Consider the following 14519-nt stretch of genomic DNA (forward strand, 5'->3'; position numbering starts at 1 on the left):
AGCCAAGAAAAAATGCGGCCCCTCGAAAAGAGGGGCCGCATTTTTTGTAGCTGCGGGACTGGCCCGGCAGGAGGCTAGAAGCCGCCCATGCCGCCCATCTCGTCGCCGCCGCCAACGGGAGCGGGGTTCTTCTCCGGCTTGTCGGCCACGACTGCTTCAGTGGTGAGGAACAGGCCGGCGATGGAGGCCGCGTTCTGCAGGGCAGAGCGGGTCACCTTGACGGGGTCGTTCACGCCGGCAGCCAGCAGGTCGGTGTATTCACCGGTTGCGGCGTTCAGGCCGTGGCCTGCGGGGAGGCCGCGGACCTTGTCCACCACCACGCCGGGCTCCATGCCTGCGTTGAAGGCAATCTGCTTCAGCGGGGCGTCGATGGCAACACGGACGATGTTGGCGCCGGTTGCTTCGTCGCCGGAGAGCTGCAGGTTGGCGAATGCCTTTGCGCCGGCCTGGATGAGGGCTACGCCGCCACCGGCGACGATGCCTTCTTCAACGGCAGCCTTTGCGTTGCGCACGGCGTCCTCGATGCGGTGCTTGCGCTCCTTGAGCTCAACCTCGGTTGCGGCACCCGCCTTGATGACTGCGACACCGCCGGCCAGCTTGGCCAGGCGCTCCTGCAGCTTCTCGCGGTCGTAGTCGGAGTCGGAGTTTTCGATCTCGGCGCGGATCTGGGAAACGCGGCCGGCGATCTGGTCGGCGTCGCCTGCACCCTCGACGATGGTGGTCTCGTCCTTGGTCACAACAACCTTGCGGGCCTTGCCCAGCAGCTCCAGGCCGGCGTTCTCCAGCTTCAGGCCGACTTCCTCGGAGATGACCTGGCCGCCGGTGAGCACGGCGATGTCGGCGAGCTGTGCCTTGCGGCGGTCACCGAAGCCCGGGGCCTTGACGGCGACGGACTTGAAGGTGCCGCGGATCTTGTTGACGATCAGGGTGGCCAGGGCCTCGCCCTCGATGTCTTCGGCGATGATCAGCAGCGGCTTGTTGGACTGCATGACCTTTTCGAGGACAGCAACCAGTTCCTTGACGTTGGAGATCTTGGAGTTGACGATCAGGATGTACGGGTCCTCGAGGACCGTTTCCTGGCGCTCTGCGTCCGTGACGAAGTAAGCGGAGATGTAGCCCTTGTCGAAGCGCATGCCTTCGGTGAGTTCGAGCTCCAGGCCAAAGGTGTTGGATTCCTCGACCGTGATGACGCCTTCCTTGCCAACCTTGTCCAGGGCTTCGGCAATAAGCGCACCGATTTCGTCGTCGCCGGCGGAGATCGAGGCCGTGGCGGCGATCTCTTCCTTGGTTTCGATTTCCTTGGCGGAGTTCAGCAGTTCGGCGGTGACAGCGTCAACAGCCTTTTCGATGCCGCGCTTCAGGGACAGCGGGTCGGCGCCGGCGGCAACGTTGCGCAGGCCCTCCTTGACCAGGGCCTGGGCCAGCACGGTAGCGGTGGTGGTGCCGTCGCCTGCGACGTCATCCGTCTTCTTGGCAACTTCCTTGACCAGCTCGGCGCCGATCTTCTCGTAGGGATCGTCCAGCTCGATCTCCTTGGCGATGGAAACACCATCGTTGGTGATCGTGGGGGCGCCCCACTTCTTTTCGAGGACGACGTTGCGTCCACGCGGGCCGAGGGTGACCTTAACGGCGTCGGCGAGGGTGTTCAGGCCCCGCTCAAGGCCGCGGCGTGCCTCTTCATCAAATGCAATGATCTTGGCCATAACGGCAGTGGTCCTTTCGGGACGGTCGTTAAGAATGAACCTTCGCTGCAGTGCCCGCGACGGACGGTCCTTTGCCGGCGGCCTCTGTATGCCTCCGGGTGCGGACCTCACTCCAGTTAGGTGTTTCTTGGCTCCTAGCCCGATGCCGCGCAGCGCCTGGTTGAAACAGGCCTTGCGTTAGCAGTCGGTACGTCAGAGTGCTAAGTCAATAATTAGCACTCCCTACGTGAGAGTGCAAGCGAAAGTCGATTGAAGCAGCGGGCCGGCCAGGGAGAATTCGCTGACGGCGATCAGCGCGTCAGTTTCCGCTGCGCCCCGCTGTTTCGCTGCCGCTGGGTGCCGGCAGGTTGTCGGCACCATACGTGAAGACCCTGAAGTTCGCGGTGGTGATGTCTCCGTTGGCGTCGAACGCGACGGGGCCCGATTCGCCGTCGTAATTGATCTCATCACCCGCCGCCAGCCCCGTGACGCAGTCCTTGTAGGTGGAGCAGGCGGGAGCCTCGGCGGAACCGCCGACAGTGCCGCCGGACACGTTGATGAGGTTGGCGGCGATGGAACGGCCGGCGTCGTCCTGTGCCCGGGCCGCGGCCAGCGCCGCCAGGGTGACGGCATCGTAGGTCTCGGCGGCGAAGGAAAGATCCTTCAATTGCCCGTCGACGGCGAGCAGCCGTTCCTGGAATCCGGCGGAGGGAAGCTGTCCGGGGACCACGGCACGGGCGCCCTCCAGTGCCTTGGCGCCCAGCTTGGACCCGTAACGGGCGAAGGCTCCATCGCTGAGGATGATGCGAGAGCCGGCAATCCCGGCATTGTCCAGTTCCGTGAGTGCGCCCTGGGCGCCTTCGCGGGCCACCAGGATCACGGCATCGGCACCGGCCTCCCCTGCCGCGCCGGCGGCCCGCCCCGCCTCCCCCGGAGGGAACCCCTCGGTTGCCGCAACGTCCAGTCCGGCCTGGCCCGCTGCTTTGGAAATGGCATCGGCGACGTCCTTGCCGTAGGCGCCTTCCTGGTACACCACGGAAACGGAGGCAGCACCGGCATTCTTCGCAAGCTTCACCAGAACGGGTGCCTGAGCGACGTCCGCGGCGGCCGTGCGGAAGTAGTAACCGCCGGAGTCCGTGCCGGTAAGTCCTGCAGCCGTGTTGGCCGGCGAGATCAGCGGTGTCCGGGCCCGGGAGAGAACATCAATGACAGCGGGTGCGTGGCTCGAATCGGTGGGCCCTATGACAACGTCTGCCTTGCCGGCCACCAGTGCATGCGCCTGTGCCGCGGCATCCTGGCCCGACTCGACCGGCAGGAGTTCCACCGCCCTGCCCTTGTGGCCGCCGGTCGCGTTGATCTCCCTGACCGCGAGCCTGGCCGCGGCAAGCTGGGAGTCATTGAGGAAACTGCTGTCACCGGTGTTGTCCAGGACCAGGCCAACCCGCAGGATGCCGTCGCCTGACGCCTCGACTGACTCTACGCGGACGTTGCCGGTGACTCCGGAACAGGCAGTGGCAGCCAGGACGGCACACGTGGAGAGGGCGAGCGCCGGACGGATACGGACGGCGGAAACGGGGAAATGCTTCACTCGGCCGGCCGGACGCTTTCGGCCTGCGGGCCCTTCTCGCCTTCGCCGACTTCAAGCTCAACGCGCTGCCCCTCATCCAGCGCGCGGTAGCCCTCACCCAGAATGGCGGACCAGTGGACAAAGATGTCGTCGCCGGATCCGTCAACGGTGATGAAGCCGTAGCCCTTTTCCGCGTTGAACCATTTCACGGTTCCCAGTGCCATGCTGACCAACTCTTTCCGTTGAGACCGGGGACTCAGGAGCCCGAATGATGCTTGCCTGCCCCGGACCGGACCCTGGACTTCACTTTAGCCAATGCCTGCCTGGCGCTGCAGGTGTCCGGAAGTGGAGCCGGGAATAGTTATTTACGCGTGACCGGCCGGACGGGGGATGCTCACCGGTAACCGGGTCCCAGTACCACAACCAGGGGAACCTGGAAGTCCGTGCTGCTGACCAGCGTGGGGACGCCCAGCAGCCGCGCGAGGGCCTGGGCGTTAGCCAGCTGTTCAGGTCCGGCGTAGAAGATGGTGGAACCCTGCTGCGGCGCTCCGGCCCAGTTGCCAACCTGCCCCAGGGTCCAGCCGTCCGCCTGGACGGTTCCGCCCACCCGGCCCGCCAGGCCTGCCGCTCCGGTGGCGTTGTAGACGGCAACGGGCTGGGTCCGGTCAAGGAAGACCTGCGCCTGCGCCGCGGTGGTGGCTTCGGGAACAGCCTCGGCACTGGGCGATGGCCCGGTCGACGCCGATGGCGTGGCTTCCGCAGTAGGTTCCGGGGTGCTTTCAGGGCTGGCCGAAGGCGTTGTCCCCGTTTCCGCCAGCGGGGCAGCTTCCTGGCTGGAAGATACCTGGGCCCCCGTGCCGCTGAAGCCAAGTTTCGGAAGGATCAGGAAAGACACCAGCCCGATGGCCAGCGCCACCACCCCTACTGCCAGGATGGGCCAGAGACGTACCCGCGAGGGCGCACAAGCAGTGCGGTGGACGCCTTGCCGCTGGGGGTTTTCCGGGACCTTGTCGAATTCGTCGCGGGCGTATCTGGTCATGGCTGACTTCCTTGGAATTGCTGCTGGGGGCCGCGGATGGTCCTAGGTGTCGGAGCCCAGGCGCCGGGCGGTCCGGGCACGGTGGCGGGACGTACGTAGTCTACGCAGTCTTTTGACCAGCATGGGATCGTGGGCGAGTGCATCCTCGCGGTCGATCAGGGCGTTCAGCAGCTGGTAGTAGTGGGTGGCAGAGAGGTCGAAGAGCTCCCGGATGGCCTGTTCCTTGGCCCCGGCGTACTTCCACCACTGACGCTCAAGCGCCAGCATCTGCTGCTCGCGTTCATTGAGCGGGGACTCGCGCAGCGTGAAGTCCGCCAGCAGGGTGTTACGTGGTTCCTGCTCCGGCAATTCCTCGGGCAGATGTTCCCGGGCCGGTTCCGCCACGGCACACTCCTTCGAGGTCTAGGGGAAAATGTCTTACCCCCATGCTACGGACGAATAACAGCCTTGTCATTTGCGTAGGCGGCGGCCTGGACTCTCATCCGAGCCTAAGTGCCGCCGCTCGCCTGCAAGAATGGGACGGTGCCTGAATCAGACGCCTTGTTCGAATTGGAGCAGGACCCCGCCGGAATGGAAGAGTTCGCCGAACTCGCGCGGCGCCCGCTGACGGACCTCGTGGCTCCGGACTGGGCCGAGGCGCTGGCGGGGGTGGAACCAGAGCTTCGCGCCGTCCTCGGCTTCCTGGCAGACGAGGTGGCGGCCGGGCACCAGGTGCTGCCGTCGCCGTCGAACGTCCTGCGCGCGTTCCGCCAGCCCCTTGCCGGCGTGAAGGTCCTGGTGGTGGGCCAGGACCCCTACCCGACGCCGGGTCACGCCGTCGGCCTTTCATTCTCCGTTGACAGGCGCACGCGGCCCATCCCCCGCAGCCTCGCGAACATCTACCGCGAACTGGAGGCGGACCTTGGCATCCCCGCCCGGGTGCACGGCGACCTTTCCGCCTGGGCGGAGCAGGGTGTGCTGCTGCTGAACCGGGTGATGACGGTGCGTGCCGGTTCCGCCGGTTCCCACCGCGGCAAGGGCTGGGAGAAAATTACGACGGCGGCCGTCGCCGCGGTCGCCGCCCGGCAGTCCCCGGACGGCGCACCGTTGCCGCTGGTGGCCCTGTTGTGGGGCAAGGAAGCCGAATCAGTCCTTCCGCTGCTGCGTGATACCCCGGTGGTGTCCAGCGCCCATCCGAGCCCGCTGTCGGCGTCCCGCGGCTTCTTCGGCTCCCGGCCCTTCAGCCAAGTCAACCGGCTCCTCCGGGAGCAGGGCGCCCGGGACGTAACCTGGGAGCTTCCGCCAGTTCCTTAGCTTAGGCTTGCCTTATGAGCATTGTTCCTGCCGCCACCAGCGCCACCAAGAAGAGCCGCCCCCAGATCAATCTGGAGGTGCTCCGCCGGGAACAGCTCTCGCCGCACATGGTCCGCATCGTGGCTGGTGGCCCGGGCTTTGCTGACTTTGTCAACAACGGCTTCGTGGACCGGTACGTGAAGATTGTCTTTCCGCAGCCCGGCGTCGAGTACCCGTCTCCCCTGGACCTATGGAGCATCCGGGAAACCATGCCGCGCGAGCAGTGGCCCTATACGCGCACGTACACCCTGCGCTGGGTTGATCCGGCCGCCCGGGAACTTGCCATCGACTTTGTGGTGCACGGCGACGACGGGCTGGCCGGCCCTTGGGCGGCCAAGGCACAGCCCGGCGATCCCATCACCTTCACCGGGCCGGGCGGTGCCTACAATCCCAACCCGGAGGCCGGCTGGTACCTTTTTGCCGGCGACGAGGCAGCGCTGCCCGCCATCGCCGCGTGCCTCGAGGCACTGCCTCCGGAGGCGACAGGCCTGGCCTTCCTTGAAGTGGATTCCGACGCCGACGTGCAGCCGCTCACCGCACCGGCAGGCGTGGAAATCACCTGGCTGTTCCGTAACGGCGTACCGGCCGGGTCCAGCGACCAGCTGGTCAGCGCTGTCGCCGGCGCCGAATGGCCTGCCGGCACGGTGGACGTTTTCGCGCACGGCGAGCGGGGCTACATGAAGGCCCTCCGGGAAGTCTTCTTTACCCAGCGCGGCCTGGAACGCAGGCAGGTTTCGCTATCCGGCTACTGGGCGCAGGGACGCGTGGAGGACGTGTTCCAGGCCGAAAAGAAGCTTCCGGTCGGCCAGATCTGACCTTCGGCACCGTCAGCCGGAACCTGCCGCGTGCCGGGTCAGCGCCGGCGGGCGCGGCGCCGCTCGTTGCTTGCCAGGCTCCGGGTCAGCGGCCGCGCCAGGGTGTCGCCCAGGACGATTCCCCCGGCCGTTCCCAGCACAATCGCGCCCGCGCTGAGCATTCCCCCCGCGCCCAGCAGGATCTCGGCTTCCTCGATGGTGAGTACGTACATGGAGCGGAAAATGGTGAGGCCCGGGAGCAGGATCAGCGCCGCGGGGACTGCCACCACCAGCTGCGGCGCGCCCAGGCGGAGGGCGACCACGCGTGCCAGCAGGCCGATCACCACGGCGGCAAGGGCCGGCGAAAAGCGGTCCCCGATGCCGAGCAGCCCGCCGCCAAGCAGGACGAAGTAGCCTGCGACGCCCACAGCCGCGGTGGGCAGCAGGAGCTGCCAGCTGGTCTGTTCCGTGATGCAGATGGCCATCACAGCCACCGCCACGAAGATGACCAGGACCCACAGATCGTAGGCCGGCGGGAACGTCTGCGTGACGTCGATACGCGGCATCCCCGTCAGTTCACCCACCACAAACGCGACGGCGATGCCGGCCACGATGGCACCGAAGGTCAGCAGTGTTGAGAGGAACCGTCCGGCCGCCGTGACGGGGAACCCGTTGATGGCGTCCTGCACCGACGAGACCAGGCGACCTGTCGGGAGCAGCAGGAGGATGCCGCCCACCACCACGATCGCCGGCGAGTTGGTCAGGCCGAACTGCCAGAGCAGGAGGGCCAGCTGGGTCACCACGAAGGAGCAGCTGGCGGTAATGAAGAAGTCCGGCACCCGCCAGCGTCCCAGCTGGCGCGCCAGCAGGCTGATGCCGATATTGGCAACGAACGCGATGGCCGAGGCTACCGGGCCGCCGCCCAGCACGCCCACGAACGCCGCCGCGAAAATACCGAAGGCCACCGTGACCATCCAGCGCGGAAAGGGCTTGGGGCTGGTGATCGCCTCATTCAGCCTGCGGATGGCCTCATCCCGGCCCACTCCCCCGGCCACTATGTCCGTCACCAGCTGGTGCACTTTGGCCAGGCCGGCATAGTTGTTGGTCCAGGACCGCACCACGCGCAGCAGCGCTATGGGCGTCTGGTCCTTGGGCGCGTAATTGATGCCCACGGACTGGTTGGTGATGTCCACCTCGATGTTCTTCAGCCCCAGCGCCGCGGTGACCGCGATGATGCTGGTTTCCACCTCCAACGCGCCGGCACCGTACCGGAACATGGTTTCAGCCAGGTGCAGGGCGAAGTCAAGCGTCTTGCGCGCGGAGGTGTCCACGCCGCCCACCTGGATGGTGGGGTTTGCATAAGGACTGCCAGCCAGCCGGTCCACGATGCTCAACGGCGCCGTCGGCGGGTTTTCACCCTGGACCAGGCGGCGCAGCATCTTCTTGGCCGCAGCGTCCTGCCGCAGTTCGGCAGCGGTCAGCGCCTGCGTCTTTGGCAGGCCGTCGGTGTGAGGCCGAACCCCGGAAGACTGGGCACCGGAAGGCTGGGCCCCGGAACGTCCGGCTCCGGCCCGCTCCGGCCCTGTGGCGGCGGGTTCAGGCTTTGCAGGGTCAGGTTTTGCCCGTTGCGGGCGGCCTGCCGCCGGGCTCCCGGGTCGGTCAGTCAAGGGTCCCTCCTCCCTGTGCGGTGTGGACTGTGCTGTGGTGTGGACTGTCCGTCAGGATGTGCGCCTGCCGGGCAACCTGCGCTGTACCGTGCGGGCCGCCGCGACGGCCGCCCGCGCAAGCCGGTTGGCGTGGAACACGGCAGGCCTGACGGGCATCGCGAAGTCACCCACCAGTTGGACCACCTCGCCGCCGAAGCCCTTCTTGAACTCGTAGCCGCCGTGGCCTTCCTGGTCCTGGCCGGAGATGCCAAATGTTCCGTAGAAGTTGTAGCGCGGATAGCCCTTTTCCAGGGCGTGCAGCATCATGCCCCAATACAGCGACGTGGCGCCGTTGAAGTAGATGTAATCCTGGACGGTGCCGCCGATAACGCAGACCACCTCGTCGCCGTAGCAGACGAAGTGGATGGCGGCCACCGTGGCAACGCCCACGGAGTCCGGGAACCGCTCAATGTCCTTGAGGCTGCGCTCATAACTGTCCACCAGGTCCTGGACCACCTTGAGCCGGTTGGCTTTCTTCTTGCTGCCAGTCTCTTCCACTTCGCGGCGGAGGTCGGCGGCAGTGGCGGACTCACTGGCCAGGCGGTCGCTGATGGACTTGCGGTAGGCCGGGATGTCGATCTTGGCCATCATGAGCTTGGTGAACTCAGGGGACGTGGTGCGGAGCAGGTGCTCGTAGTAGGCCCGCTCGCGGTAGACGAACCCCTTTTCGTCCCCGGCCCGGCTGAGGGCGGCGTAGAAGTCGTCCAGCGTTTCCAGCGTGGCCTGCTCGAGGAACACGCCGTTCTTCTCTGCCTTCCGGATTGCCTTCCGGGTGCGGTAACTGGTGCTCATGATCAGCTCTTCTGCGTCCTGGATGCCCTGGAGGCTCTTGATGAACATCCAGTTGACGTTCACGAAGTCCATGTCCAGTCCCTGGTGCCGGAATCCCAGCCCTTCCAGCTGAGCCACGAGCGGACGGTTGTCCAGCACCTCGGGGTGTTCTGCGCCATCCTCGTCCCGGGCGATGTAGTGGATGTTTGGGGAGATGCGCAGCTCGGCAGCTTTGCGTTCGCCGGCACGCTTCCGCAGGAGTCCGACGACGGCGGTCACCAGTTCCCGGTCCGCGTAGTCCATCAGGGGCCCCTTGGCGCATTCGCACACGGTGTAGCCCAGGCGGGTGGTGGTGTAGTTCAGCTTTCCGGCCGCCACGAGTTCGCCGTCCCTGCGTACCCCGAAGAGTTCCACCTCCTGGCCGCGGGCTCGCTGGAACCGGGCAAAGTCGACGGATTGCAGGAAGCTGTTCTGCGGATGCTTCAGGGCGAATGCCTCGAACTCGGCATCGCTGAGGACTGCGGGCTCGAGGCCGGTGGCGGTGGGAACTGGATTCAAGGGGCTTACCTTCTTCGGTGTTCTCGCGGCGTGGCAGGGGCCGCGGTGCGGGAGGGGCTTGAGGCGGCGCACTGCTGGCGCTGGCGGCCGCGGGACGGGTGGGGGTCAGTAGAACTGCTGGCCGGTCCGCGCCGTTTCGATCCGGCGGAACACCCTTTCTGCGCCCTTGACCCAGAGACGGTGCCGCAGTGGCGAGAGCACGTAGTCGTGGCAGCCCACAAAGTCCGTGACCGTCTTGGTGAAGCTGGTTTTGAACATGCCCATGCCGTAGAGGTTGTGGCTCTTGTCCTTGATGCGGGAGGACGGTGGTGTGCCGCAGAAGTCGTATTCGGTGCAGCCGAGTTCCTGCATGCGCCGGATTGCTGTCCACTGGACCAGGTGCGAGTCGCCGTACTGTTTGCGGTTCTGGGTGGAGCCGCCGTCTTTGTAGGTCGCTTTGGCGCCGTAGTTGATCACGAAGGCGCCCACGCTGGGCTTGCCGTCCTCGTAGGCAAAGAAGAAGTTCCCCTGGCCCCGGTTGCAGAATTCGTCCCAGAAGGCGGCGTAGTACTCGTAGCTGCGCAGGGGCATCGACCCCTTGGCCTTGATCGTGTCCGCCATGAGGTCGTACAGGGCGCGGTACGTTTCCGGCCCCTGTTCCTTGCGCACAACTTCGCAGCCTTCCCGCTCGGCCCGCCGGATGGCGTTGCGGGCGCGGGAAGAGATGTTCTTAAGGACTGTTTCCTCGGATCGGGAGATATCCAGCAGGGCGGTGGAGTCGTTGGACTGGATGTTCGGCGCCTTGGCCAGTCCGGCGGCGGCCAGCTGCGCCTGGGCATCAGCAGAGTCAATGATGTCCGGTTCGATCTTGATGGTGAAGACGTTGAGCTTCCGCCCGCGGGCAAGTGCGGCACAGGCTTCCAAGGCGGCCTTTAGATCTTCCGGCGCGGCGAGGTCCGGGCCTTTGATGAGATACCACAGCCGGCCGAGCATGGGGAACTTCTTTTCCAGTACCAGGTTGTAGCTGGCTGTTTCCCGGCTTTCCAGCACCAGGAAGCGGACCTTCCAGCCGCTGCCGTTTTTCACCGTGGCGTAGGCGGCCGACTGCAGCATGTTGCCGCCGTTCGGGTTGGCCGTGACGTGCTTGTCCCAGTTTTCAATTTCCTCGGCGGTGGCAAAACGTGCGGTGAATTCTCGCAAGGGGGCCGTGTCCAATCGGGTTGATGCGCGGTTTCGGTACTCGTGGATGTGTGCGGACATGCAGCCTCAAGTCTAAAGCCTGCAGCAGGCCCGAACTTCTTGTTAGGGCCGGTATGGACTGTGCTGTACACGGCCATGGCTGTTGCAGCGTGGCTTGTCTGGCGGAAGCGGACGGCGAACACCAGGCCAGCGCTGACCGCTTACGCCGTCCAGCTTGTTCTCAACCTTGCCTGGACTCCGGTGTTCTTCGCCCTGTACCCATGCTGGGTTCTGCGGCGTTATGGCTGGCACTGGCCATCATCCCTGGCACTGATAGCCGCCATCCATAACTAGCTGCGGCCGGCCGTCCGCATCGAGACACCGCAGGTCAGCATTCGACGACGTTGACAGCGAGGCCGCCCATGGCGGTTTCTTTGTATTTGTCGCTCATGTCCTTGCCGGTTTCGCGCATGGTGATGATGACTTCGTCCAGGGAGACGCGGTGCGTGCCGTCGCCCCAGAGCGCCATTTTCGCGGCGTTGATCGCTTTCGCGGCCGCGATCGCGTTCCGTTCGATGCAGGGCACCTGGACCAGCCCGCCGATCGGGTCACAGGTCAGGCCCAGGTTGTGTTCCATCGCGATCTCCGCCGCGTTCTCCACCTGCGCCGGGGACCCGCCCATCACCTCCGCCAAACCGGCGGCGGCCATCGATGATGCCGACCCGACCTCGCCCTGGCAGCCGACCTCCGCCCCGGAGATCGAGGCCTGCTCCTTGTACAGCACCCCCACCGCCCCCGCGGCGAGCAGGAACCGAACCACGACGTCGTCGCGGTCCGCCTGGGTGGCGGTGTCCATGCCCGGGGCGAAGTGCAGCGCGTAGAACAGCACCGCCGGGATGATCCCGGCCGCCCCGTTCGTCGGCGCCGTGACCACCCTGCCGCCGGAGGCGTTCTCCTCGTTCACCGCCAGCGCCACCAGGTTCACCCACTCCTGCCAGTACCTGGGGTCGAACGGGCCCGCGTCCCACGCAGCGTCCTGGTCCTGGTCGTGGCGGGTGTCGGGGTGTGCGGTTTCCTTCTGCAGCCGTTCGTACCAGTCCGGGGCGCGGCGGCGCACGTTCAACCCGCCCGGCAGCACCCCGGCCCGCTTCAAACTCGTCGCGACGCAGTTCTCCATCACGGACCAGATCTGCAGCAGCCCGGCCCGGATCTCCTCCTCGTCCCGGGAGGCTTTCTCATTGAGCAGCATCACATCGGCGATGCCCAGCCCGGTGTCCCGGCAATGCGCCAAAAGTTCCGCCGCGGTCCGGAACGGCAACGGCAGCTCCTGCTTGGAGGCCTCCAGTTCCTGCTGCGCCGCGTCCTCTTCGCCCTCCCGGACGATGAACCCGCCACCGACCGAGAAGAACGTCGCCGCATGCAGCACCTCCCCGGCCGCGTCCGTGACCGTGAACGTCATCCCGTTCGTGTGCCGGGGCAGCACCGTCAACGGCCGCAGCACCATATCGCCCACCCCGTACGGCAACGGCACGCCCTCCCCACCGGCACCGGCAAGGTTCAGGATCCCGGTCTCCGCGATCGAGGCAAGCCGTTCCTCCACCTCCCCGGGCAGGATCAGCTCCGGATGGAACCCCTCCAACCCCAACAGCACCGCGGTCATCGTCCCGTGCCCGTGCCCGGTCGCCGCCAACGACCCGTACAAATCCACCCGCAACGAAGCCACATCCGTCAGCCTGCCCGAAGCCTTCAGCTCCTCAGCGAACACAGCAGCAGCCCGCATCGGCCCCACAGTATGGGACGACGACGGGCCAATACCAATAGAGAAAAGATCAAAAACGCCAACAGCCATGATGGGTCTTCCTAACTAACAAGTACAAAGTTTTTGTCCAGATATGGCGACCTAACGAGCCCAAAAGCCGCCATATCTGGACAAAAACTGAGGGGTGAGAGGAGTCCGCACCCGACGGGAAAAGTGACCACGCCCGGCACTGAAACCTACTTGGCGCGCTTGTAGAAGGGGAGCTCGACGACCTCGAACGGCTCTGCTTTACCGCGGAGGTCGATGTCCAGGGCGGTGCCGGGGGCAATGTGTTCGACGTCGACGTAGGCCATGGCCACGGGGTAGCCGAGGGTGGGTGAGGGCTGGCCGGAGGTGACCTCGCCGACGGGAGCGCCGTCCAAAAGGACCGGGTAGTGGGCGCGGCCGGCGCGGCGGCCGAGTCCCTTCAGTCCGACGAGGCGGCGGCCGGAGGTAGTGCCGGCGCCGGCTTCCTTCTTGGCGGCCAGTGCGGCCTTGCCCACAAAGTCGCCCTCCTTGGACAGTGCGACGACGGGTCCCAAACCGGCGGCGAACGGGTCTCCCTGCAGGGAGAGTTCGTTGCCGTAAAGGGGCATGCCGGCTTCGAGGCGGAGTGAGTCGCGGGATGCCAGGCCGGCCGGCGTAAGTTCCCCTTCGTCGGCGATGGCTATGAGGGCCTGCCACAGGGCGGGTGCGGCGTCGTTGGACACGAAAATCTCGAACCCGTCCTCCCCGGTGTAGCCGGTGCGGGCCAGGAGGAGCTCCTGCCCTGCACCGCCCACCAGGAACGGGACCTCCACAGCGGCGTAGTACAACAGGCCCGTGACGTCGTCGTGCCTGCCGGCGGGAACCAGGCGGAGCAGCAGGTCCTGGGCTTTGGGCCCCTGCACGGCGATCAGCGAGGTTTCCGCTGATGCGTCCCGCACCTGGACGTCGAAGGATGCTGCGCGTTCGGTCAACGCCTCGGCGACCACCGCGGCGTTGCCGGCGTTGGGGACCACCAGGAAGACGTCGGTCCCGTCCTCGGCAGCGGGCCGCCGGTAGGTGATGAGGTCGTCGATGATGCCGCCGTCATCGTTGCAGATGAGTGAATATTTGGCTTTGCCTACCGGCATGGCCGAAATCCTGCCCACCAGGGCATAGTCCAGGAAGGCTGCCGCCTCGGGGCCGGTGACCCAGACTTCGCCCATGTGGGAGAGATCGAACAGGCCGGCTGCGTTGCGGACGGCGTGGTGTTCGGCCAGTTCGGAGTTGTATTTGAGGGGCATCTGCCACCCGCCGAAGTCCGTGAAGGACGCGCCCAGTTTTTTGTGCTCGTCATAGAGAGCTGTGTATTTCTCAGTCATGGGCTTGTCCTTAGTTTTCGAAGTCTTCGAGGGGCGGGCAGGAGCAGACGAGGTTGCGGTCCCCGGCGGCGCCGTCGATCCGGCCCACGGGCGGGAAGTACTTGTCCTGCCGGAGCGAGGCCACGGGGAAGGCGGCCTGTTCCCGGGGGTAGGCGCGGTCCCAGTTCGAGGACACGACGGCGGATGCCGTGTGCGGTGCCCGGCGCAGCGGTGAATCGGCCACCGTGAAGTCCCCGGCGGCGACCTGGTCGATTTCCTTGCGGATGGTGATCATCGCTTCGATGAACCGGTCGATCTCGGCCAGGTCCTCGGACTCGGTGGGCTCCACCATCAGCGTCCCGGCCACCGGGAAGGACAGGGTGGGGGCGTGGAAACCGAAGTCGATCAGCCGCTTGGCCACATCCTCGGCCGTGACCCCGGTCTTCGCGGTCAAGTCGCGCAGGTCCAGGATGCACTCGTGCGCCACCAACCCGCCCTCACCGGTGTAGAGCACCGGGAAGTACTCGTTCAGCCGGGAGGCGACATAGTTCGCGGCCAGCAGCGCGGACTTGGTGGCCTCGGTCAGGCCTTCGCCGCCCATCAGCTTCACATACGCCCACGAGATGGGCAGCACCCCGGCGGAACCGAACCGCGAGGCGGAGATCGGGACATCGTTGCCCTCGGTCCAGGACGTGGCGTCCCCGGGCATGAAGGGTGCCAGGTGGGCTTTGGCCGCGACGGGTCCGACGCCGGGTCCGCCGCCGCCGTGCGGGATGCAGAAGGTCTTGT

The 14519-nt window shown here is 66.1% G+C and carries 12 protein-coding genes and 2 pseudogenes; 3 read left to right on the plus strand and 11 right to left on the minus strand.

Going from position 1 to position 14519, the window contains the following annotated elements; all coding sequences use genetic code 11:
* Nucleotides 1-74: 74 nt before the first annotated feature.
* From groL to AC5RUO_RS17520, 5 genes are all read right to left on the minus strand, one after another.
* A complete protein-coding gene (groL, locus tag AC5RUO_RS17500) occupies nt 75-1703 on the minus strand; it encodes a chaperonin GroEL (RefSeq protein WP_138134342.1) in 1629 nt (542 codons plus the stop codon).
* 298 nt (nt 1704-2001) lie between these two features.
* Entirely contained in the window at nt 2002-3270 is a 1269-nt protein-coding gene (locus AC5RUO_RS17505) for an ABC transporter substrate-binding protein (RefSeq protein WP_494104170.1), read from the minus strand.
* Nucleotides 3267-3473 (minus strand): cold-shock protein, encoded by a 207-nt coding sequence (locus tag AC5RUO_RS17510; protein ID WP_494011715.1) that lies wholly within the window; start codon nt 3471-3473, stop codon nt 3267-3269. The genes AC5RUO_RS17505 and AC5RUO_RS17510 overlap by 4 nt, the downstream gene beginning before the upstream one ends.
* A gap of 170 nt (nt 3474-3643) precedes the next feature.
* The gene (locus tag AC5RUO_RS17515; RefSeq protein WP_494104171.1) at nt 3644-4288 is read right to left on the minus strand and encodes a LytR C-terminal domain-containing protein; all 645 of its coding nucleotides are present in this window, start codon (nt 4286-4288) and stop codon (nt 3644-3646) included.
* A 42-nt stretch (nt 4289-4330) separates the two neighbouring features.
* The gene (locus AC5RUO_RS17520) at nt 4331-4672 is read right to left on the minus strand and encodes a DUF3263 domain-containing protein (protein ID WP_494011717.1); all 342 of its coding nucleotides are present in this window, start codon (nt 4670-4672) and stop codon (nt 4331-4333) included.
* A gap of 138 nt (nt 4673-4810) precedes the next feature.
* Between AC5RUO_RS17520 and AC5RUO_RS17525 the strand changes: the two genes are divergently transcribed.
* Together AC5RUO_RS17525 and AC5RUO_RS17530 are read left to right on the plus strand one after the other, a co-directional pair.
* On the plus strand, nt 4811-5581 hold the full coding sequence (locus tag AC5RUO_RS17525) for a uracil-DNA glycosylase (protein ID WP_494104172.1): 771 nt from the start codon (nt 4811-4813) through the stop codon (nt 5579-5581).
* A gap of 14 nt (nt 5582-5595) precedes the next feature.
* The gene (locus AC5RUO_RS17530) at nt 5596-6435 is read left to right on the plus strand and encodes a siderophore-interacting protein (protein ID WP_494011719.1); all 840 of its coding nucleotides are present in this window, start codon (nt 5596-5598) and stop codon (nt 6433-6435) included.
* A 38-nt stretch (nt 6436-6473) separates the two neighbouring features.
* Here AC5RUO_RS17530 and AC5RUO_RS17535 read toward each other — a convergent pair whose 3' ends face one another.
* The 3 genes from AC5RUO_RS17535 to AC5RUO_RS17545 form a co-directional block, all read right to left on the minus strand.
* Complete coding sequence (locus AC5RUO_RS17535; protein WP_494011720.1) at nt 6474-8081, minus strand: threonine/serine exporter family protein; 1608 nt, start codon at nt 8079-8081, stop codon at nt 6474-6476.
* A gap of 51 nt (nt 8082-8132) precedes the next feature.
* On the minus strand, nt 8133-9449 hold the full coding sequence (locus AC5RUO_RS17540) for a peptidoglycan bridge formation glycyltransferase FemA/FemB family protein (protein ID WP_494011721.1): 1317 nt from the start codon (nt 9447-9449) through the stop codon (nt 8133-8135).
* 105 nt (nt 9450-9554) lie between these two features.
* Entirely contained in the window at nt 9555-10688 is a 1134-nt protein-coding gene (locus tag AC5RUO_RS17545; protein ID WP_494104173.1) for a lipid II:glycine glycyltransferase FemX, read from the minus strand.
* A gap of 24 nt (nt 10689-10712) precedes the next feature.
* On the opposite strand from AC5RUO_RS17545, the pseudogene AC5RUO_RS17550 reads away from it, so the two are divergent.
* Nucleotides 10713-10952: pseudogene (locus AC5RUO_RS17550) on the plus strand (TspO/MBR family protein); the annotation flags it as partial.
* Nucleotides 10953-10995: 43 nt separating this feature from the next.
* Here the strand turns inward: AC5RUO_RS17550 and AC5RUO_RS17555 are convergent.
* The 3 genes and pseudogenes from AC5RUO_RS17555 to AC5RUO_RS17565 form a co-directional block, all read right to left on the minus strand.
* Entirely contained in the window at nt 10996-12456 is a 1461-nt protein-coding gene (locus AC5RUO_RS17555; protein ID WP_494104174.1) for an L-serine ammonia-lyase, read from the minus strand.
* 146 nt (nt 12457-12602) lie between these two features.
* The gene (gcvT, locus tag AC5RUO_RS17560; RefSeq protein ID WP_494104175.1) at nt 12603-13751 is read right to left on the minus strand and encodes a glycine cleavage system aminomethyltransferase GcvT; all 1149 of its coding nucleotides are present in this window, start codon (nt 13749-13751) and stop codon (nt 12603-12605) included.
* A 10-nt stretch (nt 13752-13761) separates the two neighbouring features.
* Nucleotides 13762-14519, minus strand: a pseudogene (locus AC5RUO_RS17565) (glycine dehydrogenase (aminomethyl-transferring)); the annotation flags it as partial.

The organism is Arthrobacter sp. Y3221087, from assembly GCF_059089905.1.

Excerpts from the sequence above, each read along its gene's own strand:
- AC5RUO_RS17555 (WP_494104174.1), bottom strand. The coding sequence starts at position 12,456 with ATGGCTGTTGGCGTTTTTGATCTTTTCTCTATTGGTATTGGCCCGTCG.
- gcvT (WP_494104175.1), bottom strand. The coding sequence starts at position 13,751 with ATGACTGAGAAATACACAGCTCTCTATGACGAGCACAAAAAACTGGGC.
- AC5RUO_RS17545 (WP_494104173.1), bottom strand. The coding sequence starts at position 10,688 with ATGTCCGCACACATCCACGAGTACCGAAACCGCGCATCAACCCGATTG.
- AC5RUO_RS17510 (WP_494011715.1), bottom strand. The coding sequence starts at position 3,473 with ATGGCACTGGGAACCGTGAAATGGTTCAACGCGGAAAAGGGCTACGGC.
- AC5RUO_RS17515 (WP_494104171.1), bottom strand. The coding sequence starts at position 4,288 with ATGACCAGATACGCCCGCGACGAATTCGACAAGGTCCCGGAAAACCCC.
- AC5RUO_RS17530 (WP_494011719.1), top strand. The coding sequence starts at position 5,596 with ATGAGCATTGTTCCTGCCGCCACCAGCGCCACCAAGAAGAGCCGCCCC.
- groL (WP_138134342.1), bottom strand. The coding sequence starts at position 1,703 with ATGGCCAAGATCATTGCATTTGATGAAGAGGCACGCCGCGGCCTTGAG.